Genomic DNA, 22,505 nt, shown 5'->3' with positions numbered 1-22,505 from the left:
ATCACACGTCATCCATCGCCGGAATGTTCAGGTCCCGGTAGATGGAGACGGGTGCTGTCACTTTAGCAGTACTGGGCAATCAATCACGATATTGCTGAGGTTTGATACAACATCCTTGTCAAAAAATGAAGCCTGTCACGTGGGCATCGAGGGAAATCCGGGCTCAGGCCAGCATCGACAGCAAGCTGCCCTGACGATCCAGCCTGGCCAGCTCGTCGAAGCCTCCGACATGGGTCTGCCCGATGAAGATCTGTGGCACGCTTCGGCGACCACCGCTACGGCTGAGCATTTCCTGGAATTTCCCGGGTTCGGCTTGAACGTTGATTTCCTCGGCGGCAATCCCTCGGCTCGCCAGCAACGCCTTGGCGTTGCGGCAGTACGGACAGGTGTCGGTGGTGTAGAGCGTCACAGTGTTCATCAGCGGTACTCCTGGATGAGGGCGTCAGTTCAAGCGTCGATGGCCGGGAAGTCGATATCGGTCAGCGCTACGTTGTTGAGGTAGTTGGTCAGTGTTTGCGAAGCCACGAGGGCGATCACTTCGATGATCTTGACGTCGTCGATGCCCGCCGCCCGAGCCGCTGCTATCTGCTCGTCGCTCAAGCGGCCACGGCTTTCGGTGATCTGCCGGGCGAGGGTGGCGTAGGCATCGAGTTGGCCATGGCGTGCATCGAGGATCTCTTGCGCCGACAACCCGACCTTGCCGCCGAAGAACGTATGGGCGCTCAGGCAGTAGTCGCAACCGTTGACCTGGGAAGTGGCCAGGGAGATGGCTTCTTTCTCCTTGGCACTCAGCGAGGTTTTCCCGAGGGTGGCCGATTGTTGCAGGTAAGAGGTCAGCACCACCGGTGCAAGGGCAAGGGTCTTGAACACATTGGGCAGGAAGCCGATTTTTTTCTGTACGCCTTCCAGCAGGGGGCGGGTGGCGTCAGTGGCGAGTTCAAGGTTCAGGGTGTTGATGCGGCTCATGGCGATTCTCCGTAAAGGGCGCGGTATGCGCTGGGTACGGAAGCCATGTTAATGATCGGCTCTGGCTTATTGGCTGCAAATCGTCGAGGATATGCGACAGATCGTCCAGACTTGCCGGCAGGAGTTTCGCCATGGATCGTTTGTCCACCTTGCTCAGCCATTTCGGCGTCAGTGCCGGAACCTTCCACAGCGGTACATTCTGCGGTGTCACGGCCTTTGACGGTGAGCAGGCCTGCGGCCACCTGCATCTTCTGCGCGGCGGCGAGTTGAGCCTGAAGCTGGCTGACGAGCGCGAACTGCAACTCAATACCCCCACGCTGATCTTTTTCCCCAGGCCTTACCGCCACCGGCTGTTTGCGACCGATGCGTCCGACACGCAGCTGGTGTGCGCCTCACTGGATTTCGATGGCGGGGCGGGCAATGCGCTGGCAGCGGCCTTGCCCGATTATCTGGTGCTGGACCTCAACGACGTGCCGAGCCTGGCAGGCACGCTCGACTGGTTGTTCAACGAAGCCTTCGACGGCCAGTGCGGGCGAGAGGCGATGATGGACCGCTTGTTCGAGGTGCTGGTGATTCAGTTGCTGCGACACCTGCTGAGCAGCCGTGAGCAGAGCCCCGGCTTGATGGCCGGCCTGGCCGATCCACGGTTGGCGCGGGCCCTGAGCCTGATGCACGACACGCCGGCCAGGGCCTGGACCGTGGCCGAGCTGTCGGCGGCCGCCAACATGTCCAGGGCCAGTTTTGCCGAACACTTTCGTCAGGTGGTCGGGCAGACACCGGTGGATTATCTGGTGAGCTGGCGGATCAGTCTGGCGCAGAAACGCTTGCGCGAGGGCAAGTCGATTGCCTTGATCGCCGATGAAGTCGGCTATGAAAGTCCATCGGCGCTGGCCAGGGCGTTTCGTCGCAAGACCGGGGTCAGCCCGCGTGAGTGGGGGCAGGGCAGCAAGCTTCGCTAGGGGCCTGTGCTCAGTTGTTCATGCCGTCTTCGATGGCAATGCCTTGCGCGCGCATCGCCTTGATCAGCTCGGCGCGGGTGCCGGGGAGGTTGAGCATGGTTTCGGCGCGCAGGGCCGTCACCTCTTCCGCCGTGTAGGGCTGGTAATGCTCGGGCGTGCTCTTGCCGGCCATGCCGTCGGGGCGCATCAGCCAGTTGAGCAGGTCGGCCAGTTGCGCGTTGTTCAACGCCGATTGCGACATGCCGGGGACGCGCACGAGAAACTCGCGGCCGCCGGAGACTTTCAAGAAATTGCCGACAAATCCGGCCATTCGTGGGGTGTCATTGGTGGGGGAGCCCATACCATTGCCCAGGTGGCAGCCGGCGCATTGCAGTTGGTAGTTCACGCCGACGCTGTAGCCGGCCTGGTCAATCGGTGTCTGCAACGCTTCATTGCCCGGCGCGTGACGCTGGGCCGGATCAGGGATGGCACGTGCATGGACGAGCGGGGCGGCCATGATGCCGGCCAGGCCAAGCAGGAGCAACCTGCGCATAACGTACACCTCAGCAGAAAATGCCCAAAAAAAGGCCGCCGATTGCCTGAACAAGCGGCGGCCAATGCGCGTCAGACCGCCACGCCACGGATGATCGAAACGGTGCAATGGTAGATGTGCGATTTGGCGGCCAGGCACCAGTTCACATCGTTGTTGTTGAACGGGCGGTAGGCCGGTTCTTCACTGTCGTTACGGGTGCAGGCGCACTGGGCGCAGCTTTGCTTACCGCAGCAGTCGTTATAGGAAATGATGTAGTCCTTGCCGTCGGCCGGGTTGCGGCAGGTGCCGATCCAGGTCACTTGCGAGGCCTCGGTGCCCGGCGGGCAGGACGTCACCGAACCGCCGCAGCAACTGCACAGGAAGCCGTCGATGGAACAGTAGCGCCAGTAGTCGCAGCTGTTCGGATCACCGGGGTCGCCGGCTTTCGGGTCGGTGGCGGCCAGTGCCTTGCTGGTGCGATCCAGTGGCAGCAGCAGAGGCAGGGCGGCACCGGCCACCATCAGCGAGCCCATGCGCGACAGCAGTTTGCGGCGCGAAGTGGTGTCGGCAACACGGCGCGTCGAGCGCTCGAACAACAGATCCAGCAGTTTCATGAAAGTCTCCCTGCCTTATCAGTGGCTATGGCCGTGGCTATGGTCGTGAGCGTGGTCGTGGGGCTGAGCATTGAGGTATTGCTGCAGCGTTGCGTGTTTGAGGTGTTCCACTTCGAACAGGCTGTCCAGGTGTTCCCGGGAGTTCACCAGGCCCTTGGCGCGCAGGGTGCCGGCCTTGTCGATCAGGGCGGCGTAGGGCAGCTTGCCGATCTGGTAGGTCATGCCCACTTCCGGGCCGACCACGTAGGTGACGTCGTCCAGCTTGTGTTCGCGGATCAGCGCTTGCTGGGCGTCCATGTCGCCGTCGCTGATGAACACCACGTCCAGGCGATCGGCCTGTTCCCTGGCAATGGATTTGATCGCCGGCAGCAGCGACTTGCAGATCGGGCAGGTCGGCGAGAGGAAGAACAGCAACTGCGACTTTTCACCGGCATAGCCGAAATTCACCGGGCGCCCGTGGCGGTCCGATGCGGTGACTTGGGGCGCGGGTTCGTTGACCGCCACGCCTTTGTCGACCATCAGTGCACCGGCCGGCGCCAGGCGCCCGTGCAATACACCAATCTGGCGTACCAGGCCCATGACGACAAACGCCACGGCAACCAGCAGTACCCAGAGCAGAACGTTGGAAACGATTAGGCCTTCCATTGATCACCTACCAATCAGTTTGAGCAGAAGAGGGGAGTTCGCCAGCAAGCCATCGGCTGCGGCGTAAATCAGCAGCGCAACGGCGCTGGCGGCGACGGTGACGAAGCCGTCGAACACACCCAGGTCGCGCACCACTGGCGAGACACTGGCCAGCAGCGCCAGTCCCACCAGGGCGCTGTTGCGTAGCAGCAGGACCGGGCGCAGCGGTTGTGCCTGGTCAGGGCCGGCACAGCCGCAGTCGATGTCGCGGCGACCGCGCCACAGGTTGATGCCGATGGCGGCGGCGTACAGGGCCATCAGCCCCGCAGCCGTCAGCGCTGCGTAGACGCGCCAGGCCGGCACCAGCAGCGCAAAGGCAATCATCAGCTCAGCCACGGGAATCGTTCGGGCGATGGGCCGAACGAGAACGTCGGGCAGCAGTTGGTAGTCCGCCAGTTGTTTTCTGAAGCGCGCCGGCGCACGCAACTTGTGGGTCGCGGCGCTGGCCAGCAGCACGGCGATGGCCAGTGCGCTGGCAATGATGAAGATCGGATCTGGATGCATGGCCGAACCTCGATTAGTAGCTCATGACCTGGGTCGCGGTTTTTGCGACCTTGGCCATGGCGCCGGTGTGCTGGTTGGTCTTGAGGTCGAAGATCTGCAGGCCGCCCTCGACGTCGGAGCCCAGCAGCAGGGGTTTGTCGTCACCGGTGGCCTGCATGCTCCAGATCGGCGCCGGGGCTTCCAGGGTGGCGATTTTCTTCCCGGTCTTCAGGTCGAAGGCCCAGATCAGCGGGCTTGGGTCTTCCCATTTCATCGGTTCGTGCGCGTCATGCATCAGCACGTACAGGCGATTGAGCTTCGGCGCGACAGCCATCAACTGCCAGCCACCGGGCGCCCAACCGGCCTTTTTTTCCGCGTCGGTGGTCAGCGACCAGCTCGGCAGGATCTTCGGCGCCTCGCCACTGAAATCCACGGTGCGCACGGTGCCGGTGGTCGTGGTGAAGTAGTAGGTGTCGCCGACGTTGACCGCGCGCTCCACCAGTTTTTCCGCGTTCGGGTCAAAGAATGGCGTGCGGCTGCGCGCGGTTTCCTGGCCCTGGTCGTCAAGCGTCACAACCTGCAGGCTGCCGTCGCCGCACAGCGAGGCAAAGCGGCGTTTGCCGATCGGGTAGTTGAGCACGCAGCCGGGAATCGCGATTTCCGTGGCCACGGCTTTGGTCTGAGTATCGACCACGGTCACCGAGGTCGATGGGGTGAAGTTGTAGACGTAGACGAAGCGGTCATCGCCGCTGGTCTTCAGGCCGTAGCGCTGGGTCAGCGATTCGGCGCGTTTGTTCGGGATCAGCACTTCCCAGGCCGGCGACAGGGTCGAGGTGTCCCAGGCCGTCAGCACATCGGTGCGGGTGCCGCGGGTGCCACGGGAATACCAGATGTCGGCGCTGTAGAGGGTTTTCTGGTCGTGGCTGAGCGTCGACGGCGCGGCGAAACCGGTCGGCACCATGCCGAGGACGCGTTTTTTGTCGGGGTCGACCACGGTCACGCGGCCCGCCACGAAGCTCTCGAATTCGACGTCGACGATGAAAGCCCGGTGGGCTTGCGGTGGAAATTCCAAAACGGTCTGGCCAATCGTGTCAGCGGGCAGGTCCGCGCTGGCATTGTTCAAACCCAGTACCAGCAGGCTGAGACTCAGCGCTGACTGTACGGTGATCCTGGTGGCTCGCATTAGGGGGAACTCCCTGAATTGTTGTTCTCGCAAATCGCGGGTGCATGGCAGATTTTTGCAGTTCGATTCTGCCTTGCCGGGGGAGGGGGGGAATTGCTGTGGCTGCCAAGTGGTTGTGTGTCTGTGCCAGTCTTTTTTTTTGTGGTTCTCAATCGACTCTGCGGGAGCTGGATTGCCCAATGATGGCGGGCCTGCGGCGGATCTGATTTTTGCGGGATCAAGCGATCCTTGTGGGAGCGAGCCTGCTCGCGATGGCGGCCGGATAGCCGACCATGTTGTCTTGGGTGTACATATCCATTGCTGCGGTCACGGCTGCTTATGGTTTCGCCCTGACGGTCGAGTCCCTTTTGGCAAACGCCCCAAAAGGAACCAAAAGGTCTCGCCCCGAGCGTCCGGCCCCTCGCTTGGGCTCGGCGTTCCTTCGCTGCGGCCTCCCTCCGGGGACATCGCCTCCGGTTTGCTGCGCTGCACCTCCTCTCGATGTGTGCGGCTTCGCCACACGGCGCTGCGCGCCCATTCCCCGGATGAATGCCTCCACTCAGCCTTCCGAAGGGGCGGGTGGATCAAAAGCAAAAGCAAAAGCGCTAGGCGAGCTGACGCTCGGCCTTGTGGTTTGGAGGGTTGGGGGTTTGGTGGTTTGGTGGGCGCCTCTTGTGGGAGCGAGCCTGCTCGCGATGGCGGTGTTGCGGTCAGCCTGATTCCTGCAGATGCGCGCGATTCTTGTGGGCGCTGGCTTGCCAGCGAAGACGTCCTCACCGCCCACGGTTATTGGCAGGTGTGCTTATGAGCCTTGTGGGAGCGAGCCTGCTCGCGATGGCGGCCGGATAGCCGACCATGTTGTCTTGGTGTACATATCCATTGCTGCGGTAATGGCCACTTATGGTTTCGCCCTTACGGCGACTCACTTTTTTTCAAACGCCAAAAAAAGTAAGCAAAAAACGCTCGCCCCAAGCGTCCGGCCCCTCGCTTGGGCTCGGCGTTCCTTCGCTGCGGCCTCCCTCCGGGGACATCGCCTCCGGTTTGCTGCGCTGCACCTCCTCTCGATGTGTGCGGCTTCGCCGCACGGCGCTGCGCGCCCAATCCCCGGATGAATGCCTCCACTCAGCCTGCCGAAGGGGCGGGTGGATCAAAAGCAAAAGCAAGGTCAAAAGCGCTAGGCGAGCTAACGCTCGGCCTTGTGGTTTGGTGGTTTGGTGGTTTGGTTGGGGGGCTGACCGACAACATGATTCGCTCGGATGTCCGCGCCCCCCTGTAGGAGCGAGCCTGCTCGCGATGGTCGTCAACGATAACGCTGGGTGCCTGACACCCCGCGGTGTGCCGGCCTCCATCGCGAGCAAGCTCGCTCCTTGAGGGATTGGGTTTACGAGGCGGCTCCAGCCAGTGGCAGGGAGAAGGTGAACACCGCGCCACACGGCTCGAGGTTCTGCGCCCAGATGTCGCCGCGATGGCGGCCGATGATGTTTTTGCACAGGGCCAGGCCAATGCCGTTGCCACTGACCTTGGAGGAGAAGAAGCCATCGAACAGCTTCTCCTGCGCCTCGGCCTGGATGCCGCGGCCGCGATCCTCGATGCGCACCAGCGCCCTGTCCTGATCGGTGCTGGCCTGCAGGCGCAGCACGCGTCGCTCGACGGGGAGGTCGCTCATTTCTTCGATCGCGTTGAAGGCCAGGTTGAGGATGACCTGGCCGATCAGCACCTTCTCGCAACTGACCCACAGCGGCGTGGGGCTGGCGATGATGTCGACGCGGACCTGGCTCGGTTCGGCGCGCAGGCTGATGAAGTAGCGGGTTTCGCGCAGCAGCTCGTTGAGGTCGATCAGTTCCTCGCTCTGCTCCAGTTTGACCACGTAATCGCGCACGCTTTTGATGATCAGCGAGGCATGCTCGATCTGCCGCACGGCGTTCTGCAAGCCCCAGGCCACGCCCTGTTCGGGGCTGGGCGCCTTGCCCAGGCGGATCATCGCGCCCTCGATGAAATTGCGTGTCGCCGCCAGCGGCTGGCTCAGTTCATGGGCAATCGCCACGGCCATTTCACCCATGGCGTTGTAGCGCGCCAGGTATTCCAGTTTCTGTTCGCTCAGGCGCCGCGCTTCTTCGGCGCGCACTTGTTCGGTGACGTCGCGGAACAACAGCAGATGGCCGACCAGGTCGTCCTCGATCTCGATAAAACGACAGGTCGCCTCATGCCAGCGCCACTCGCCATCGCGGCGTTGCACGTGGTAATGCACGCTGAACGGCGCGTGTTCCGGGGTCTCGCTGGCCAACTGTTGGAGCAGGCGCTGCCGCGAGTCCTGATCGCACCACGAGAGGAAGTTCGCGCCGGTCAGCGCGTGTTCTTCGCCGTGCAGCAGGTGCGCGCCGGAGTCGCTGATGAAACGGATTTCACCTTGGGGACCCAGGACCGCCACGCCCTCGGCCAGGTCCTGCATGAAGGCCTTGAGCCGGCTTTCGAAGCGCTTGAGGTCGCGCTTGACCTTGTCCTCCCGGGAGATGTCGCGGAACTGCACCATCAGCACATCCCGGCCTTCCAGATGCACCAGGGTGGCGACCGCCTCGGAGAGGATTTCCACCCCCTGCTTGGAGCGGTAACACCACTCGATGGCGCGCTGGCCCGTGCGCGCGGCGCCTTCCAGCCAGCGCAGGCCGACCGAGCGTCGGTATTTCGGGGCGTCGCGGGTCATGTCCGGGGCCTTGAGCGGTGTCAGCTCCTCCAGGGTAAAGCCCAGCGCGTCGAGGGCGGCGGTGTTGGCCCAGAGAATCTCCTTGCTCTGGGCATCGTGAAGAATGATGCACAGCGGCATGGCTTCGATGAGGGTGAAGAAGTCGTGGGGTTTTGGCAGGTACATCGTGCAGCCCTGGCAGCCAGTGAATCCGGTGAATGGGGAGTATGGCTTCTTATACCGGCTTGTGCGTGGGGATGCGCTCAGAAGTAACCGGGGGCGGGCTAGGGGTTTTCTTTAGCCAGGTGGCTACACGCCCCAATGGTTGCGCACGGATGCGGTTTTTACACTGGGCCGCAATGCAAGGGTCACCGCTGCACTCCCGCACGGGGTTGCAGCGAACCGGCCCCACTCATAATAAATACAACGGAGAGAAGCCATGCTGCGTTCAGCTGTCGCGGAGAAAGACCCGCTGCCAGGCGTCGACGAGACCGGCGCTTTTGCGCAAGTGCTGGAGCAAGTGCGCCAGCGCCGTGACGAGTTCGATGCGCTTTCCCATGTGCCACGGGACATGATCGAGGGCTTCAAGCGGGTGGGTATCTACCGCGCCGCCACCCCGAAGTGCTTCGGCGGTGACGCCCTGGCGCCGGCGCAGTTCCTGCGGATGATCGAGCGCATTTCCGAGGCCGACGGCTCGGCGGGCTGGGTCGCCAGTTTTGGCAGTGCCGGCGTCTATCTCGCCGCCTTGCCGCCTGAGACCCTGGCTGAAATCTATGCCGACAGCCCCGATCTGGTGTTCGCCGGTGGTTTGTTCCCGCTGCAACCGGCCAATGCGGTCGAGGGTGGCTGGCAGGTCAACGGCACCTGGAAATTCGCCAGTGGCTGCAAGGGCGCCGACCTGCTGGGCGTTGGCATCGGCGCTGCCGGGGGCAAGCCGCGCACGGCGGTGCTGCGCCCGGATCAGGTCGAAATCATCGAAAACTGGGAGGTGGTCGGTCTCAAGGGCACCGGCAGCCACGACCTGCGCGTCACCGAGCAACGGGTCGACGAACGCTGGACGTTCATCCGCGGTGGTGCCGCCACCCTCGATGAGCCGCTGTTTCGCTATCCATCGATTGCCTACGCCGCCCAGGTGCTGGCCGTGGTCAACCTGGGCCTGGCCCGTGCCGCGCTGGACGAGGTGAGCCGCATGGCCGCCGGCAGCGGCATCACCGGTGCGCCGAAAATGGCTGACCGGGCTTACGTGCGCATCGAAATCGCCAGGGCCGAAGCCCGGCTGGCCGCCGCCCGAGGCTTCTTCTACAACGCCACCGAGCAGGTGTGGAACTCGATTCTCGCCGGCAACCCGGTCACCGCCGAACAGACCAGCCTGCTGCGCCTGTCCGCCATTCACGTGTCCCAGGCCGGAGCGGCCGTGGTGCAAAGCGCCTATAGCCTCGCCGGGACCACGGCGATTTACCTGCGCCATCCACTGCAGCGTTACCTGCGCGATTCGATGGTGGTCACCCAGCACGCCTTTCTCAGCGAAGGCCTGTACGACGGCGCCGGCTCGGTGTTCCTCGGCGTGCCGCCATTCCCTGGCTACATCTGAACCCTCTCTTCAAGGATCAACCCATGTCCCAGACTACTCAAGAACCGTTGCGCGTGGTGTTTTGCATCGGCATCACCCAGAACTTTTTCGACCTGCCGACCGGCGAAGGCCTGAGCGTGTGGAAAGGTTTCAGTCAGATGATGGCCTCGCTCGGTGCCATGCCCGGCATCAACGTGCTCGGCGCAATGGACGATGACCGGCTGATGGTCGGCCCGTCCACCACCTCGCCCTGGACCGTGTACATCATGGCCGACGTCGACTGCCACCAGTCGGTGATCGACGCCTGCAACCTGTTCCGCACCACCCCGGTCAACGAATACAGCCTGTGGCGCTACGCCAGAGTCGAAGCGCGCATCGGCCGTCCGCTGACCATTCCCGATGCGGCCAAGGTGTAAGCCATGGACCAGGCCTTGTTGCAGCGTCTGACGACGCTCGAAGGGGAGAGTGCAGTGCGCCGCCTGATGGCGCGCTACATGGACCTGTGCGATGTACCAAGGGCGCCGACCCGTGTCAGCGACCTGGCCGAGCTGTTCTGCATCGACGCGATCTGGGAAGGCATCGGCAGCCAGACCGCGCAGACCTTCGGTCAACATCATGGGCGGGAGGCCGTGGCGGCGTTCGTCGGCGGTTACCTGCCGCCGTCGGAGCATTTCCGGCTGAATCTGCACTGCCTCACCAGCGAGTCGATCCGGGTGGACGGCGAGACGGCGCAGGGGCAGTGGATCATGCAGCAGATTTCCACCTACGCCGACGGGCGCAGCGAATGGTTCGGCACCCGGCTGAACATCGATTTTCGCTGCGTCGACGGCCTCTGGCTGATCGCACATTTTCGTACACAACGCCTGTTCAATATGAACCTCGGCACGGAGGCGTGCGCATGAGTACGTTCATCAGCCAATTCCTCCTCGGTGGCAGCGGCAAGCGCGTGGCGATCAAGGACTCGATCGACATCGCCGGCTACCCGACCCGCTCCGGCAGCCGCGCCTTTGCCGACTCACCGCCGGCGACGAAGCACGCCGACGTGGTCGAGTCGATCCTCAAGGCCGGGTGGCAGATCGTCGGCAAAACCAACCTGCACGAACTGGCATTCGGCGTCACCGGGATCAACGACTGGACCGGCACGCCCATCAATCCGCAGGCGCCGGACCGGGTTCCGGGCGGTTCCTCCAGTGGTTCGGCGGCTGCGGTAGCCGCGGGCCTGGCGGACATCGCCATCGGTACCGACACCGGTGGTTCGGTGCGGGTGCCGGCAGCCTGTTGCGGGATCGCCGGGCTCAAGCCGACCTACGGCCGTGTCAGCCGGGTCGGGGCGCACCCGCTGCAATCCAGCCTCGACTGTGTCGGCCCGTTCGCCAGGACCATGGACGACCTGATCGCGGCCATGCAGGTGATCTGCCCGGGCTTCGAGGCCCAGGGGCTGCCCGCCGACGGCGCCCGGGTCGGCTTTCTCGAGGTGGACTGCGACGCGCAGCTGCACGCCAGCCTCGGCGCTGCCGCCGACCGTGCAGGCTGGCGTCGCAGCACGTTGCGCCTGAGCGAATTCGATGCTGCGTTCGCCGCCGGCCTGACCGTGATCAATTTTGAAAACTGGGCCGCGTTGGGGCATCTCACTGGCAAGGGCCTGATCGGCGCGGATGTCGAACAGCGCCTGTTGGTGGCCAGCCGCACTCGCGCGGCCGACCTGGCGCAGGCGGAACAGGTGCGCACGCGCTTCAGCCAACAGGTCGATGCCGCGCTGGAAACATTCGAGGTGCTGCTGTTGCCCACGCTGCCAAGCCTGCCGCCGACCCTGCTCGAGGCCCGCAGCGCCAGCCAGGCGGTGGCCGGGATGACGCCCCTGGTCCGGCCTTTCAATCTCAGCGGCCACCCGGCGCTCACCGTACCGGTGCAGCTCGACGGCGGCGGGTTGAAGGTCGGCCTGCAGATTATTGGCCGCAAGGGCCAGGACGAACAGGTCTGCGCCTTCGGTGCGCAGCTGCAACAAAGCATGGCCGGATAACGTCCCGGCCCTGACGACCATCATAAGAAACGCCATGAGGAGAACCGCATGAGCACTCATGAATACCGGCTGATCGCATCAACGAAAAGCCCCGAGGACCTGGTCCGGCACGACCGCGTCGACGTCTCGCTGTACAACGATCCGGCGCTGTTCGAGGCCGAGCTGGAAAAGATCTTCTACCGCACCTGGGTGTGGGTCGCTCACGAAAGCGAAGTGCGCAACGGCGGCGACTTCAAGACCGCGACCATCGGCCGTCGTCCGGTGATCGTCGTCCGTGACAAGAAGAACCGCATCAACGTGCTGGAAAACCGTTGCCGGCACCGTGGCGCCACGGTGTGCGAAAAGCCCAAGGGCAACGCCACCGGGTTCACCTGCCCGTACCACAGCTGGTCCTACGGCCTGGACGGCAAGTTGCGGGCGTTGCCATACCCGGATGGCTACGAGGGCATTCTGGAGAAGTCCGAACTGCCGCTGACCAGCCTGCGAGTCGAGAGCTATGCCGGCATGATCTTCGCCAGCTACAACGACGAGATCGAACCGCTGGAGGACTTCCTCGGCGGCGCCAGACACTGGATCGACCTGTTCATGAAGCAGGGCGCCGGTTACCCGATCAAGACCCAGGGCGAACACAAGTTCAGCTTCAAGGGCAACTGGAAGATCCAGCTGGAAAACACCACCGACGGCTATCACTTCCCGATCGTGCACAAGTCGTTCATGTCGTCGGTGGATGAAGAAACCTCGCAAATGCTCTCGTTCATGACCGACGAGCAAGCCGTGACCCACTCGTTGGGCAATGGCCACAGCGTGATGGTGATGGTGCCGGAGCACGTCGACCTGGATCACGACGACGGCACCGAGCAGTTGCAGGAGCGCTTCGCCCACGTCACCGAAGAACTGTCGAAAACCCTGCCACCCGAACAGGTGCGACGCATCGTGCGTTCGCTGCACGGCGCCGGGTTCAACCTCAACCTGTTCCCCAACGTGGCGATGTCGATGTCGTTCTTCCGTGTGCTGCGCCCGGTGTCGGTGACTGAAACCGAGATCCGCCATGTCGCCCTCGGCATGGACGGCGGCCCGGACATCGCCAACCGCGAACGCCTGCGCATTCACGAACACTTCCAGGGCCCGTTCGGCTTCGGCAGCCCCGACGATGCCGAAGCCTGGGACCGGGTGCAACGCGGTTCGTACGCCGGGGTCGATGCGCCGATCCTGGTCAACCGCGGCCTCAACCGCGAAATCACTGCTGAAAACGGTGACAAGGTCAGCCACGCCACCGACGAAGGCGGCATGCGCGGTGCCTACGACATGTGGAAAAGGATGATGAGCCAATGAGCAATCACGAGATCTTGAACGGCGGCCCGCTGGCCCGGGCCATCGAATTCATCTGGCGCGAAGCCGAGCTGCTGGACCGCAAGCATTACGCCGAATGGGCGAGCTTGTGGAGCGAGAGCGGCCGGTACATCGTGCCGATCGACCCGGACACCGAAGACTTCGAGGCCACGCTCAACTACGCCTACGACGATGCGCGCATGCGTGACCTGCGCATCGAGCGCCTGACTGCCGGCTACTCGCCATCGGCGGTGGACGCGGCGAAGACCATTCGCAGCATTTCGCGCTTCCGCCTGGTGGAAGCGGCGGGCGACGAGGTCGAAGTCAACTCGGCGCAGCTGCTCTACGCCTACAAGCGCGGCGTGCACACGCCGTTCGTGGCCGAACTGAACCACCGCATTCGCTTCACCGATGGCGTGCCGAGGCTGGAACGCAAAGTGGTGCGCCTGATCAACTCCACCGACAGCCTGAGTGCGCTCGGTTTCCTTTTGTGAGGGCTGGACCATGGATCGAGTAGCTCTAGTCACGGGCGCCTCGCGCGGCCTCGGCGAGTGCATTGCCCGTCGCCTGCATGCAGCGGGCTATCGGGTCGCCCTGGCGGATGTACAGATCGACGGCGTGCAGCGCCTGGCCCGCGAGCTCGACAGCAGCGGTGCCCGTGCGCTCGCCATCGAACTGGACGTGCGCAACAAGGCCGATTTCATCCGGGCCCGCGATCTGCTGGCCGAGCGCTGGGGCGGCACCGACATCCTGGTGAACAACGCCGGGGTGTCGAAAGTCGCGGCGCTGATGGACATCACCCCGGAAGCGTTCGACGAGTCGATGGCGATCAACCTGCGCGGCACCTTCGTGGCCTGCCAGGTGTTCGGTGCGCATTTCGCCGAGCGTGGTTTTGGTCGCATCGTCAACATCGCTTCGCTGGCCGGGCAAAACGGCGGCACCGCCACCGGGGCGCACTATGCGGCGGCCAAGGGCGGTGTCGCGACGCTGACCAAGGTGTTCGCCCGTGAACTGGCCCCGCGCGGGGTGACGGTCAACAGCATTTCGCCGGGGCCGCTGGACCTGCCGGTGGTGCGCGAAACGGTGGCGCCGGAACGTCTGGAGCAGATCCTGCAGATGATCCCGGCGGGAACCCTCGGCGACCCGGCGTACGTCGCTGACAGCGTGTTGCTGCTGATTGCCGATCACGCCACGTCCGTCACGGGCGCGTGCCTGGACATCAATGGCGGGCTGTTCATGCGCTGAGCGCAGCCAATCCGCAAAGTCCCCCAGTGTGGGAGCGAGCAGGTCGATTCGTCGCACGCTCGCTGCCACAGGGCGCAGTCAACCAAAACAAGATGATTCAGGTGATGCAATGATGAAGGTGAAGATCGAAAGGATCGTCGACGAAGCGCTGGATATCCGCTCCTTTCGCCTCGTGCGCAGTGACGGCCAGCCGCTCGACACCTATGAGCCCGGTGCCCACGTCGACCTGACCGGGCCCACCGGGGTGACCCGCCAGTATTCGCTGTGCAGTCCACCCCAAGACCGCCGCGCTTACCTGGTGGCGGTGAAGAAAGAGGCGCAGTCCCGTGGCGGTTCCGCCGCGCTGCACGAAGTGCAGGAGGGCACCGAGCTGGAAATGGGGGCGCCGCGCAATCTGTTCCGTCTCGACCCTGAAGCCGGCGAGCATGTGTTGTGTGCCGCCGGGATCGGCGTCACACCGCTGTTGAGCATGGCGTATCGGCTGGCGGAAACCGGCCAGCCATGGCGCCTGCATTATTTCGCTCGTTCGCCACAGTACGCCGCGTTTTCCGCGCTGTTGGCCGAGACGTTTGCCGGGCACGTGCAGTTTCACTACGGTGTCGAGCCCGGTGACATGGACGCGGTGCTCAGTGATTGCCTGGCCCGGGCCGGCAGTGCTGCGCACGTCTATACCTGCGGCCCGGCGCCGTTCATGAACAAGGTGGTGGAGGTGGCGTCCCGCTGCCGTGGCGACGAGGCCATCCACCTTGAGCATTTCCAGGCGGACCCCGAAGCGAATGCCGGCCCCAGCGGCGGCTTCGAAGTTGAGCTGGCCAGCTCCGGCGTAGTGCTCCAGGTGCCGGCGAACACGGCGCTGGTGGACGTGTTGCAGGCGCACGGCTGTGACATCGACACCGAATGCCGCGAAGGCATTTGCGGGACCTGCATCGTTGACGTACTGGACGGCGTGCCGGAGCATCGCGATAACTGCCTGTCGACCAGGGAAAAGGCCGCCAACAAGCAGATTTGCGCCTGCGTGTCCCGCGCGGTTTCCGCTCGTCTGGTATTGGACCTCTGACCCCAGGGAAGACTGGCAAGCCGGCGCCGGAGCCTGTTGAATAACGCCCGGCGGCGGTCGAAGGAGGAGACAGCCGGGTCAGGGTACAGACCGAACCGCTCGACGAAGCGGTCGAAAAATAACAATAAAGACGTGAGGCTTTGCAGTGATGATGACTTCTTCGGCGGTTCGCAACGAGGCGTTCGAAAGCTGGTTGAACCAGGTCAACCAGGCCTGTGGGCGTTTCGATGCACGCGCCCTGGACACGGATTTCTACGGTGAGCTGGCGGAATACCGCAGCGGCGCGATCAATCTCAGTGTCGTCGACATGGCGCACGTGCACCTGTACCGCACCAGCAAGGACGTCAGCGTCAGCAGCGACGGGCATTACTACGCGGTGTTCCAGATGCGCGGCAGTTCGCAGCTGGAGCAGGGCGGCAATCGCGCCCGCCTGGGCGCTGGCGACATCGCGCTGATCGATGCCAGTCGCCCCAGCGACATGACCTATCACGAAGATTCGCGGCAGTTGTCGCTGATCCTGCCGCGTCAGGTGGTCGAGCGCGGCTCTCATTTCAACGCGGTCAACTGCGCGACCCGTATTGCCGCCAACTCGCCGCTGGCGGCGATGGCCAACAAGCTTGTGCTGGACACCCGGCAGCAGGAAGGCCTGGAGATGCAGGAGAGCGAAGCGGTGCTCGATGCGCTGGTCAGCCTGCTATTGCCGGGCATCAGCACCCGCGACAGCGGCGGCGACGCCCATGAGCGGCAGTTCCGCAAGATCATCGCCTACATTGACGACCACCTTGGCACCGAGGAACTGTGCCCTGAACTGATTGCCCGGGAAGTGGGGATTTCCGTACGCGGGCTGTACCGGATGTTCTCCAAGCGTGGCCTGGTGGTGGCGCAGTACATCAAGCACCGCCGCCTGGACTTCTGCGCGGAAAACCTGCGTCGCAGCGATGTCGAGCAGAAACTGTCGGCGCTGTGCTATGCGTGGGGGTTCTCGGATTCCAGCTATTTCTCGTCAGCGTTCAAATCGCGCTTCGGCGTATCGCCGGGGGTTTATCGCAAGCGTTACAGCCAGGTTTGACCCTGCCACCGCACCCCTGATCCATCGGGGAGCGGGCTTGCGGACACCATCCAACCTGTGGGAGCGAGCCTGCTCGCGATGGCGGCCTCGGTTTGTCAATGCCGCAGCGGCTCCTCCGCCGGCAGATGCAGCACCTCGCGCACCAGCATGGCGATGCTGGTCACGCCCATCTTTTCCTTGATCTTGGTGCGGTGCACATCAACGGTCTTCACACTGATGTTCAGCTCCCGGGCAATGACCTTGCTCGCCTTGCCGTCGATCACCAGCATTAACACTTCACGCTCGCGACTGGTCAGCAAGGCCAGTTTGCTCTGCAGGTGCTGGCGTTGTTCCTGGTCGGCCTGGGCGTGTACGGCGGTTTTCAGCGCGGCCTGGATGCGGTCGATCATCTGCTGGGGGTTGTAGGGTTTCTCAACGAAGTCCAGCGCGCCGTTTTTCATCGCGGTCACCGACATCGGGATGTCGCCATGGGCCGAGACGAAAATCGTCGGCAGGCTGCTGCCGCGCTGGTTGAGGATATCCTGAAGCTGGAAGCCGCTGGTTTCCGGCATGCGCACGTCCAGCACCAGGCACGCCGGTTGCCGTGGGTCGTACTGGCTGAGGAATTCTTCGGCGCCGGCAAAACACTGCGCCTGCACACTGACCGATTCCAGTAACCAGGCCAGCGAGGTGCGCAGATCCTTGTCGTCGTCGACGATATAAACAATCGGTTTGCGAGTTTCCATCAAGGGTTGCCACGACATTTCTAATTATTGTTTTCGCCCGCGTGCACGCTGCGGCGGAGATCGGCGTTGATTGTCACGCCTGCCTGCAGAATACCCACTGCCGCAGCCCCTGACGATAAAGAAACCACCTAGGCGACTAGCGGAAAGCCCACCTCGTCATGGGGATCGTCAGAATGGCTGCGTGCCGCCTCGGGCCTTAGTCTTGTAGCCATCACCCGGGACCGCGAAACGACGGTCCGGCACAATAAAAGGGGCACCGACATGGCCGACCTGAGCCAGCAGCAAATCGACTTTCGCAACGCCATGGCGCAGTTGCCGGCGGCGGTGAACATCATCACCACCAACGGCCCGGGCGGGCGCTGCGGGATTACCGCCAGCGCGGTGTGCTCGGTGACGGATTCGCCGCCCACCGTGCTGGTGTGCGTCAACCGCAACAGCGCCACCCACGACGTGTTCCGCACCAACGGCCAATTGTGCGTCAACGTGTTGTGTGGCGAGCAGGAAGAACTGGCCCGCCACTTTGCCGGCATGACCCAGGTGTCGATGGCCGAGCGCTTTGCCTGGGACCTGTGGGACGGCGGCGACACCGGTGTGCCGGTGCTGCGCGATGCGCTGGTGCAACTGGAAGGGCGAATCAGCGAGTGCAAGGAAGTGGGCTCGCATTCGGTGATGTTCGTTGAACTGTCGAAAGTGGGTGTGCGCGGGGAGGGCGACAGCCTGGTGTATTTCAACCGTCTGTTTCACCGCCTGGAGCATGCCGGGGCGGCCTGCTGAAGAACCGCGTTATCGTCTATCGCGAGCAGGCTCGCTGCCGCCATGATCGTGTGGTGCTCCCACCGTCCATTGGCCTGCTGGATTCCCGGCGTCTACAGCATCTCGGCCCGGGCACTGCGCCGGATCACCTGGGGCGGTTGTCCGAAGGCCCGGAGAAAGGCTTCACGCATTCGTCGACGATCGCTGAACCCGGTTTCCATGGCGATCTGGTCGAGGGTCAGGCGTCCGCGTTCGAGCATCTGCCGGGCCGCTTCCAGGCGCAGGTTTTCGATGGCCTTGGCCGGCGACTGACCGGTTTCGGCGCGAAAGGCGCGGCTGAACTGGCGTGGGCTCAGGCGCGCCACGTCCGCCAGTTGCTCCACCGACAACGCTTGCGCCAGGTGTTCTCGGGCGTAGCCGAGGACGGTCTGGATACGATCGGATTTCGGCTCCAGCTCCAGCAACGCCGAGTGCTGGGACTGGCCGCCCGCGCGGCGGTGGTACATCACCAGTTTCTGCGCCACGGAGCGGGCCAGTTCGGCGCCGTGGTCCTTTTCGACCATAGCCAGCGCCAGATCGATGCCGGCCGTCATGCCGGCCGAGGTCCAGACCGCACCGTCGACCACATAAATGCGGTCTTCCTCGACTTTGATCGACGGAAACCGCGCCTGCAGATCCCGCGCATATGCCCAGTGCGTGGTCGCCCGTCGCCCGTCGAGCAGCCCGGCCTGGGCCAGGACGAACGCCCCGGAACAGATGGATGCCGTGCGCCGGGCGGTTTTCACGCTGGCGCGCAGGTAATCCAGAACACCCTCGGGGGCCTGCTGGAGAATGGCATCGCCGCCCACCACGATCACCGTATCGAACACTCGCTCATCGAAGGCCTCGGTGCCCACGCTCAAGCCGCCGGACGCGCGCAGAGTGCGGCCGTCTTCTGATACGACGCTCACCTGGTAAAGCGCTTCGCCCGCGCTGAAGTTGGCGTACTCGAACACGGGCATGGCAGCCAGGGCCATGGACTGGAAACCATCAAACACCACGAACGCCACGGAAGTCATTTCGATGCCCTCGATATCGGATGTCCTAAAACCGTACTTTAAACGTCATTTGAGTCGGGCGTGAGTCCATTTATAACTGTGCACACCGGCGAACACCTCGCCCCCTGCACTGAAGGAAACCAAGCATGGCTCTCTCATCCAAAGGCACCGCCCTGATCACGGGCGCCTCTTCCGGTATCGGCGCGGTCTACGCCGACCGTCTCGCCCGCCAGGGTTATGACCTGATTCTGGTCGCCCGCAGTCGGGCCAGGCTCGACAGCCTGGCCGATCACTTGAGTAATGAAACCGGACGCGCCGTGGAAGTGGTCGCCGCCGATCTGAAAGACCCGGCGGACTTGCGCCGCGTCGAAGACATTCTGCGCACCGACGCCAGCATCACTTTGCTGGTCAACAACGCCGGGGTAGGCGGTGTCATGCCGTTGCTCGCCAGTCCGGTGGACGATATGCAGGACATGATCACCCTCAACGTCACCGCACTGATGCGCCTGGCCTACGCGGTGGTCCCGGGATTCGTGGCCCGGGGCACGGGCGCGGTGATCAACATTTCCTCGATCGTGGCGATTGCGCCGGAAATTCTCAATGGCGTGTACGGCGGCAGCAAGGCGTTCGTTCTGAGTCTGAGCCAATCCATGCACCACGAGCTGGCCGACAAAGGCATTCGCATTCAAGCCGTGTTGCCCGGCGCCACGGCCACCGAGTTCTGGAGCGAGGCGGGCAATCCGGTGGAGAACCTGCCGCATGAAATCGTCATGTCCGCCGAGGACATGGTCGATGCCGCGCTGGCAGGGTTTGCCAGCGGCGAAGTGGTGACCATTCCGGGTCTGCACGACGGTGAACAGTGGGACCGTTACGAGGCCCAGCGCCAAGTCCTTTCGGGGCTGTTCGGGAGCTCAAGGCCGGCGCCGCGCTATCGCTGAAGCGGCCACCCGGGTCAGGGACCATTGCCGGGGCGTGCACACCGATTGCCGAGTTCAATGACGCGGTGATCGGGGTGTGCGGCGGGGTCAGCCGCAACGCACAGCGGATGGCCGGCTGGGCACGTTGAGACGCAGAATCTGCGGAAAAGCGAAGCAGGGCCGGAAACGCGATCCAGGTGTCACAAGCCCCACCACGATTTTTTCAGCCTTTATTGCCCGGCAGCGGCACCGTCCTGGATCAAAATGGCCCTGGCCAGGTCTTCGTCGCTGGCGTTGAGCCCGGGATTGTCCTGGCGGATCTGCTGCATGACCGACTCCAGATACACGCCGCGAATGGCACCGCCACTGGCCACGAAGCTGGAGGCGTCATCCCGCGCAGGGATCATGAGTTTATGGTCCTTGAACGTCGAGTACAGCGAAGCGGAAACCCCGGCCGATGTGGCGACATCGCCCGCATCCACTTTCGCCAAAGCCGAGCCAACGGGTAAGCACAACACAAGAGAAGAGATAATGATCAGACGGCGCATGACAGTGTCCTCCGAAAGGGTGGAACGTACTGCGTGAGGGGAAGTACCACATCACTTAGGATTCGCGACACGCGTCCAGAGTTCCTTGCAACCGATATCGCCGATCATCCGGGACCGCGTTCATGTCCCTCGCGCCGGCTGAGTCAGCGCTTGAGGAAACGAGCGCGGGTGGTAACGTAATGGTTTTCAACGGTCGGGAGTGTGGACATGGATCTGGGAATCTCGGGACGCTGGGCGATCGTCTGTGCCGCCAGCAAGGGGCTGGGCCTGGCCTGTGCGCGAGCCCTGGCGAAGGAGGGCGTCAACCTGGTGATCAATGCCCGTGGCGACGAAGCCTTGCAGGTGGCTGCCACGCAGTTGCGCACCCTCGCGAGTGGCATTGAAGTGCGCACCGTGGCCGGCGACATCAGCGACGCGACGGTACGTGAGCAGGTGCTGGCGGCCTGCCCGCAGGTGGACATCCTGATCAACAACGCTGGCGGCCCACCCCCGGGCGACTTCCGCGACTGGCAGCGCGAAGACTGGTTGAAGGCACTGGACGCCAACATGCTCACGCCGATCGAACTGATCAAGGCCTGCGTCGATGGCATGGCCGAGCGCGGGTTCGGCCGTGTGGTCAACATCACTTCAGGCGCGGTCAAGGCGCCGATCGACGTGCTGGGGCTGTCCAACGGCGCCCGCAGCGGTCTCACCGGTTTCATTGCCGGGCTTGCACGCCAGTCGCGGCTGGCCGGGAACAACGTGACGATCAACAACCTGTTGCCCGGTCCTTTCGAGACCGAGCGCCTGCACAAGACCCTAAGCGCCGCTGCTGATGCCAGTGGCACCAGTGTCGAGCAGGTCAGCCAGCAGCGTCGGCGCAACGTACCGGCGCAGCGCTTCGGCGAGCCCGACGAGTTCGGGGCTTACTGCGCGTTCATTTGCAGCCGTCACGCCGGCTTTCTCACCGGGCAGAACCTGTTGCTCGACGGCGGCAGCTACCCGGGCACGTTTTGAGCGTGAGCGCCATGACGTACTCGGCCTGGTGATCTGTTCGGCATTGAATCAGCGGAGGCTGACCCGTTGCCTGGCATCGGCCGAGCAGGTGGTCAGGCGCCTGTCGTCAGATTGATCGGGTCTGGCGCGAAGAACTGTCATTTGTGTCAGTAGCCGCGACATGTCCGGCGTGGTATTCACAGCCCCATGAACAGCCTCGGCGTACATGCCCATACACCCGATCTCGCGGTGATCGACCCGCGAGGCCTGGCAGTGCGGGCGGTGGCTTATTGTCGGGCTGTCGAGGAAGAGCCGTCGCAAGCGCACATCACCCGGCAGGTGTTTGATCCGCGGGGGCGTGCCGTGGCGCAGTTTGATCACAGGTTGTTTGCCGAGGGGCTTGGCCCGAACCTGGGGGCGGTTCATGGGTTGTCAGCGGTGGAGCTGTTGGCTGCCCGTGTCGATGCAGGATGGGTCGTGGCGCTGCTGGGCGAGGCGGGGCAGCTGGTGCAGCGCTGGGACAGTCGCGGCAGCCAGCAGCGGGGTTACGATAATCGACTGCGCCCCTTGGCGATCACCGAGCAGCTTCACGGCGAGGTCGCGCGGGTGGTCGAGCGTTTTCAGTACGGCGGGGTTGAGGGTGACGCTCGCAATCAGTGCGGCCAGTTGATCCGTCACGACGACCCCGCCACCACCCGGCACATGCCCGATTACAGTGTGCAGGGGTTGCCGCTGCTGGAGACCAGTCATTTTCTGGCATCGCTTGAGGCGGTGGACTGGCCAGAGGAGATTGCTGCTCGCGATGCGTTACTGGAGACCGCCCCCGGTCTCGACAGCCGCTGGGCTTACGATGCCTTGGGCGAGGTGGCGGCGCAGACCGATGCGATGGGCAATCTTCGGCGCATGAGCCGGACGTGCGCGGGGCAACTCAGTGCCGTTTACTTGCAGAGCCAGGAACGCGATGAGACGACCCTGGTCAGCGACATCCACTATAACGCCAGTGGCCTGGTCGAGCAGGAGCGGGCAGGTAACGGCGTCATCACCCGCGCCGAATTTCGCCCCGAGGATGCACGCCTCGAACGCTTGAGTGCAGGTCTGCCCGGCCAAGCCCTGTTGCAGGATTTGCATTACGCCTACGACCCGGTCGGCAATCCGGTGCAAATCGACGACCGTTCCAAACCCGTCACCTGGTTCAAAAACC

At 63.7% G+C, this 22,505-nt stretch carries 24 protein-coding genes and 1 pseudogene; 14 read left to right on the top strand and 11 right to left on the bottom strand.

Going from position 1 to position 22,505, the window contains the following annotated elements; translation table 11 throughout:
- Nucleotides 1-163: 163 nt before the first annotated feature.
- Nucleotides 164-418 (bottom strand): glutaredoxin 3, encoded by a 255-nt coding sequence (gene grxC, locus IB249_RS00125; protein ID WP_192301511.1) that lies wholly within the window; start codon nt 416-418, stop codon nt 164-166.
- A gap of 29 nt (nt 419-447) precedes the next feature.
- On the bottom strand, nt 448-966 hold the full coding sequence (locus tag IB249_RS00120; RefSeq protein ID WP_192301510.1) for a carboxymuconolactone decarboxylase family protein: 519 nt from the start codon (nt 964-966) through the stop codon (nt 448-450).
- Nucleotides 967-1,097: 131 nt separating this feature from the next.
- Between IB249_RS00120 and IB249_RS00115 the strand changes: the two genes are divergently transcribed.
- Nucleotides 1,098-1,925, top strand: a complete 828-nt coding sequence (locus IB249_RS00115) for an AraC family transcriptional regulator (RefSeq protein ID WP_192301509.1) — start codon at nt 1,098-1,100, stop codon at nt 1,923-1,925.
- Nucleotides 1,926-1,935: 10 nt separating this feature from the next.
- Here IB249_RS00115 and IB249_RS00110 read toward each other — a convergent pair whose 3' ends face one another.
- The 6 genes from IB249_RS00110 to IB249_RS00085 all read right to left on the bottom strand — a co-directional run bounded on the left by IB249_RS00110 (nt 1,936) and on the right by IB249_RS00085 (nt 8,245).
- Nucleotides 1,936-2,457 carry a cytochrome C gene (locus tag IB249_RS00110; protein ID WP_192301508.1) on the bottom strand — a complete coding sequence of 174 codons (522 nt, stop codon included), beginning with the start codon at nt 2,455-2,457 and terminating at the stop codon, nt 1,936-1,938.
- A gap of 71 nt (nt 2,458-2,528) precedes the next feature.
- Nucleotides 2,529-3,050 carry a methylamine dehydrogenase light chain gene (locus IB249_RS00105; RefSeq protein WP_027620621.1) on the bottom strand — a complete coding sequence of 174 codons (522 nt, stop codon included), beginning with the start codon at nt 3,048-3,050 and terminating at the stop codon, nt 2,529-2,531.
- Nucleotides 3,051-3,068: 18 nt separating this feature from the next.
- Nucleotides 3,069-3,695: a methylamine dehydrogenase accessory protein MauD gene (mauD, locus tag IB249_RS00100; RefSeq protein ID WP_192301507.1), complete on the bottom strand. Its 627-nt coding sequence runs from the start codon at nt 3,693-3,695 to the stop codon at nt 3,069-3,071.
- Between the two features lie 3 nt (nt 3,696-3,698).
- Nucleotides 3,699-4,238, bottom strand: coding sequence for a MauE/DoxX family redox-associated membrane protein (locus IB249_RS00095; protein ID WP_192301506.1), 540 nt, complete (start codon nt 4,236-4,238; stop codon nt 3,699-3,701).
- 13 nt (nt 4,239-4,251) lie between these two features.
- Nucleotides 4,252-5,400, bottom strand: a complete 1,149-nt coding sequence (locus IB249_RS00090) for an amine dehydrogenase large subunit (RefSeq protein WP_192301505.1) — start codon at nt 5,398-5,400, stop codon at nt 4,252-4,254.
- Between the two features lie 1,360 nt (nt 5,401-6,760).
- Nucleotides 6,761-8,245, bottom strand: a complete 1,485-nt coding sequence (locus tag IB249_RS00085; protein WP_192301504.1) for a PAS domain-containing sensor histidine kinase — start codon at nt 8,243-8,245, stop codon at nt 6,761-6,763.
- 253 nt (nt 8,246-8,498) lie between these two features.
- On the opposite strand from IB249_RS00085, the gene IB249_RS00080 reads away from it, so the two are divergent.
- The 9 genes from IB249_RS00080 (at nt 8,499) to feaR (ending at nt 16,349) form a co-directional block, all read left to right on the top strand.
- A complete protein-coding gene (locus IB249_RS00080; protein WP_192301503.1) occupies nt 8,499-9,650 on the top strand; it encodes an acyl-CoA dehydrogenase family protein in 1,152 nt (383 codons plus the stop codon).
- A gap of 23 nt (nt 9,651-9,673) precedes the next feature.
- Nucleotides 9,674-10,045 (top strand): hypothetical protein, encoded by a 372-nt coding sequence (locus IB249_RS00075; RefSeq protein ID WP_192301502.1) that lies wholly within the window; start codon nt 9,674-9,676, stop codon nt 10,043-10,045.
- A gap of 3 nt (nt 10,046-10,048) precedes the next feature.
- Entirely contained in the window at nt 10,049-10,531 is a 483-nt protein-coding gene (locus IB249_RS00070; protein WP_192301501.1) for a nuclear transport factor 2 family protein, read from the top strand.
- The gene (locus IB249_RS00065) at nt 10,528-11,649 is read left to right on the top strand and encodes an amidase (RefSeq protein ID WP_192301500.1); all 1,122 of its coding nucleotides are present in this window, start codon (nt 10,528-10,530) and stop codon (nt 11,647-11,649) included. The genes IB249_RS00070 and IB249_RS00065 overlap by 4 nt, the downstream gene beginning before the upstream one ends.
- Nucleotides 11,650-11,697: 48 nt before the next feature.
- On the top strand, nt 11,698-12,981 hold the full coding sequence (locus IB249_RS00060) for an aromatic ring-hydroxylating oxygenase subunit alpha (RefSeq protein WP_192301499.1): 1,284 nt from the start codon (nt 11,698-11,700) through the stop codon (nt 12,979-12,981).
- Nucleotides 12,978-13,472 carry an aromatic-ring-hydroxylating dioxygenase subunit beta gene (locus tag IB249_RS00055; RefSeq protein ID WP_192301498.1) on the top strand — a complete coding sequence of 165 codons (495 nt, stop codon included), beginning with the start codon at nt 12,978-12,980 and terminating at the stop codon, nt 13,470-13,472. Before IB249_RS00060 ends, IB249_RS00055 begins: the two co-directional genes overlap by 4 nt.
- Nucleotides 13,473-13,482: 10 nt before the next feature.
- Nucleotides 13,483-14,223 carry an SDR family NAD(P)-dependent oxidoreductase gene (locus tag IB249_RS00050; protein WP_192301497.1) on the top strand — a complete coding sequence of 247 codons (741 nt, stop codon included), beginning with the start codon at nt 13,483-13,485 and terminating at the stop codon, nt 14,221-14,223.
- 109 nt (nt 14,224-14,332) lie between these two features.
- The gene (locus IB249_RS00045) at nt 14,333-15,280 is read left to right on the top strand and encodes a PDR/VanB family oxidoreductase (RefSeq protein ID WP_192301496.1); all 948 of its coding nucleotides are present in this window, start codon (nt 14,333-14,335) and stop codon (nt 15,278-15,280) included.
- 148 nt (nt 15,281-15,428) lie between these two features.
- Nucleotides 15,429-16,349, top strand: a complete 921-nt coding sequence (gene feaR / locus IB249_RS00040; RefSeq protein ID WP_192301495.1) for a transcriptional regulator FeaR — start codon at nt 15,429-15,431, stop codon at nt 16,347-16,349.
- 95 nt (nt 16,350-16,444) lie between these two features.
- Here feaR and IB249_RS00035 read toward each other — a convergent pair whose 3' ends face one another.
- Nucleotides 16,445-17,074 carry a response regulator transcription factor gene (locus IB249_RS00035; protein WP_192301494.1) on the bottom strand — a complete coding sequence of 210 codons (630 nt, stop codon included), beginning with the start codon at nt 17,072-17,074 and terminating at the stop codon, nt 16,445-16,447.
- Nucleotides 17,075-17,335: 261 nt separating this feature from the next.
- Here IB249_RS00035 and hpaC point away from each other — a divergent pair, with 261 nt between their 5' ends.
- Nucleotides 17,336-17,848, top strand: a complete 513-nt coding sequence (gene hpaC / locus IB249_RS00030) for a 4-hydroxyphenylacetate 3-monooxygenase, reductase component (protein WP_192301493.1) — start codon at nt 17,336-17,338, stop codon at nt 17,846-17,848.
- A 92-nt stretch (nt 17,849-17,940) separates the two neighbouring features.
- Here hpaC and IB249_RS00025 read toward each other — a convergent pair whose 3' ends face one another.
- Nucleotides 17,941-18,885: a GlxA family transcriptional regulator gene (locus IB249_RS00025; RefSeq protein WP_192301492.1), complete on the bottom strand. Its 945-nt coding sequence runs from the start codon at nt 18,883-18,885 to the stop codon at nt 17,941-17,943.
- 125 nt (nt 18,886-19,010) lie between these two features.
- On the opposite strand from IB249_RS00025, the gene IB249_RS00020 reads away from it, so the two are divergent.
- The gene (locus tag IB249_RS00020) at nt 19,011-19,802 is read left to right on the top strand and encodes an SDR family NAD(P)-dependent oxidoreductase (protein ID WP_192301491.1); all 792 of its coding nucleotides are present in this window, start codon (nt 19,011-19,013) and stop codon (nt 19,800-19,802) included.
- A gap of 209 nt (nt 19,803-20,011) precedes the next feature.
- Here IB249_RS00020 and IB249_RS00015 read toward each other — a convergent pair whose 3' ends face one another.
- The gene (locus tag IB249_RS00015; protein ID WP_192301490.1) at nt 20,012-20,329 is read right to left on the bottom strand and encodes a DUF2388 domain-containing protein; all 318 of its coding nucleotides are present in this window, start codon (nt 20,327-20,329) and stop codon (nt 20,012-20,014) included.
- Nucleotides 20,330-20,536: 207 nt separating this feature from the next.
- Here IB249_RS00015 and IB249_RS00010 point away from each other — a divergent pair, with 207 nt between their 5' ends.
- On the top strand, nt 20,537-21,325 hold the full coding sequence (locus IB249_RS00010) for an SDR family oxidoreductase (protein WP_192301489.1): 789 nt from the start codon (nt 20,537-20,539) through the stop codon (nt 21,323-21,325).
- 186 nt (nt 21,326-21,511) lie between these two features.
- Nucleotides 21,512-22,505, top strand: a pseudogene (locus IB249_RS00005) (RHS repeat protein); the annotation flags it as partial.

It is taken from the genome of Pseudomonas sp. PDM04 (assembly GCF_014851765.1).
Lineage (GTDB): Bacteria > Pseudomonadota > Gammaproteobacteria > Pseudomonadales > Pseudomonadaceae > Aquipseudomonas.
Note: the sequence above shows the minus strand (reverse complement) of the source record. Positions and strands in the feature narration are given on the sequence as shown.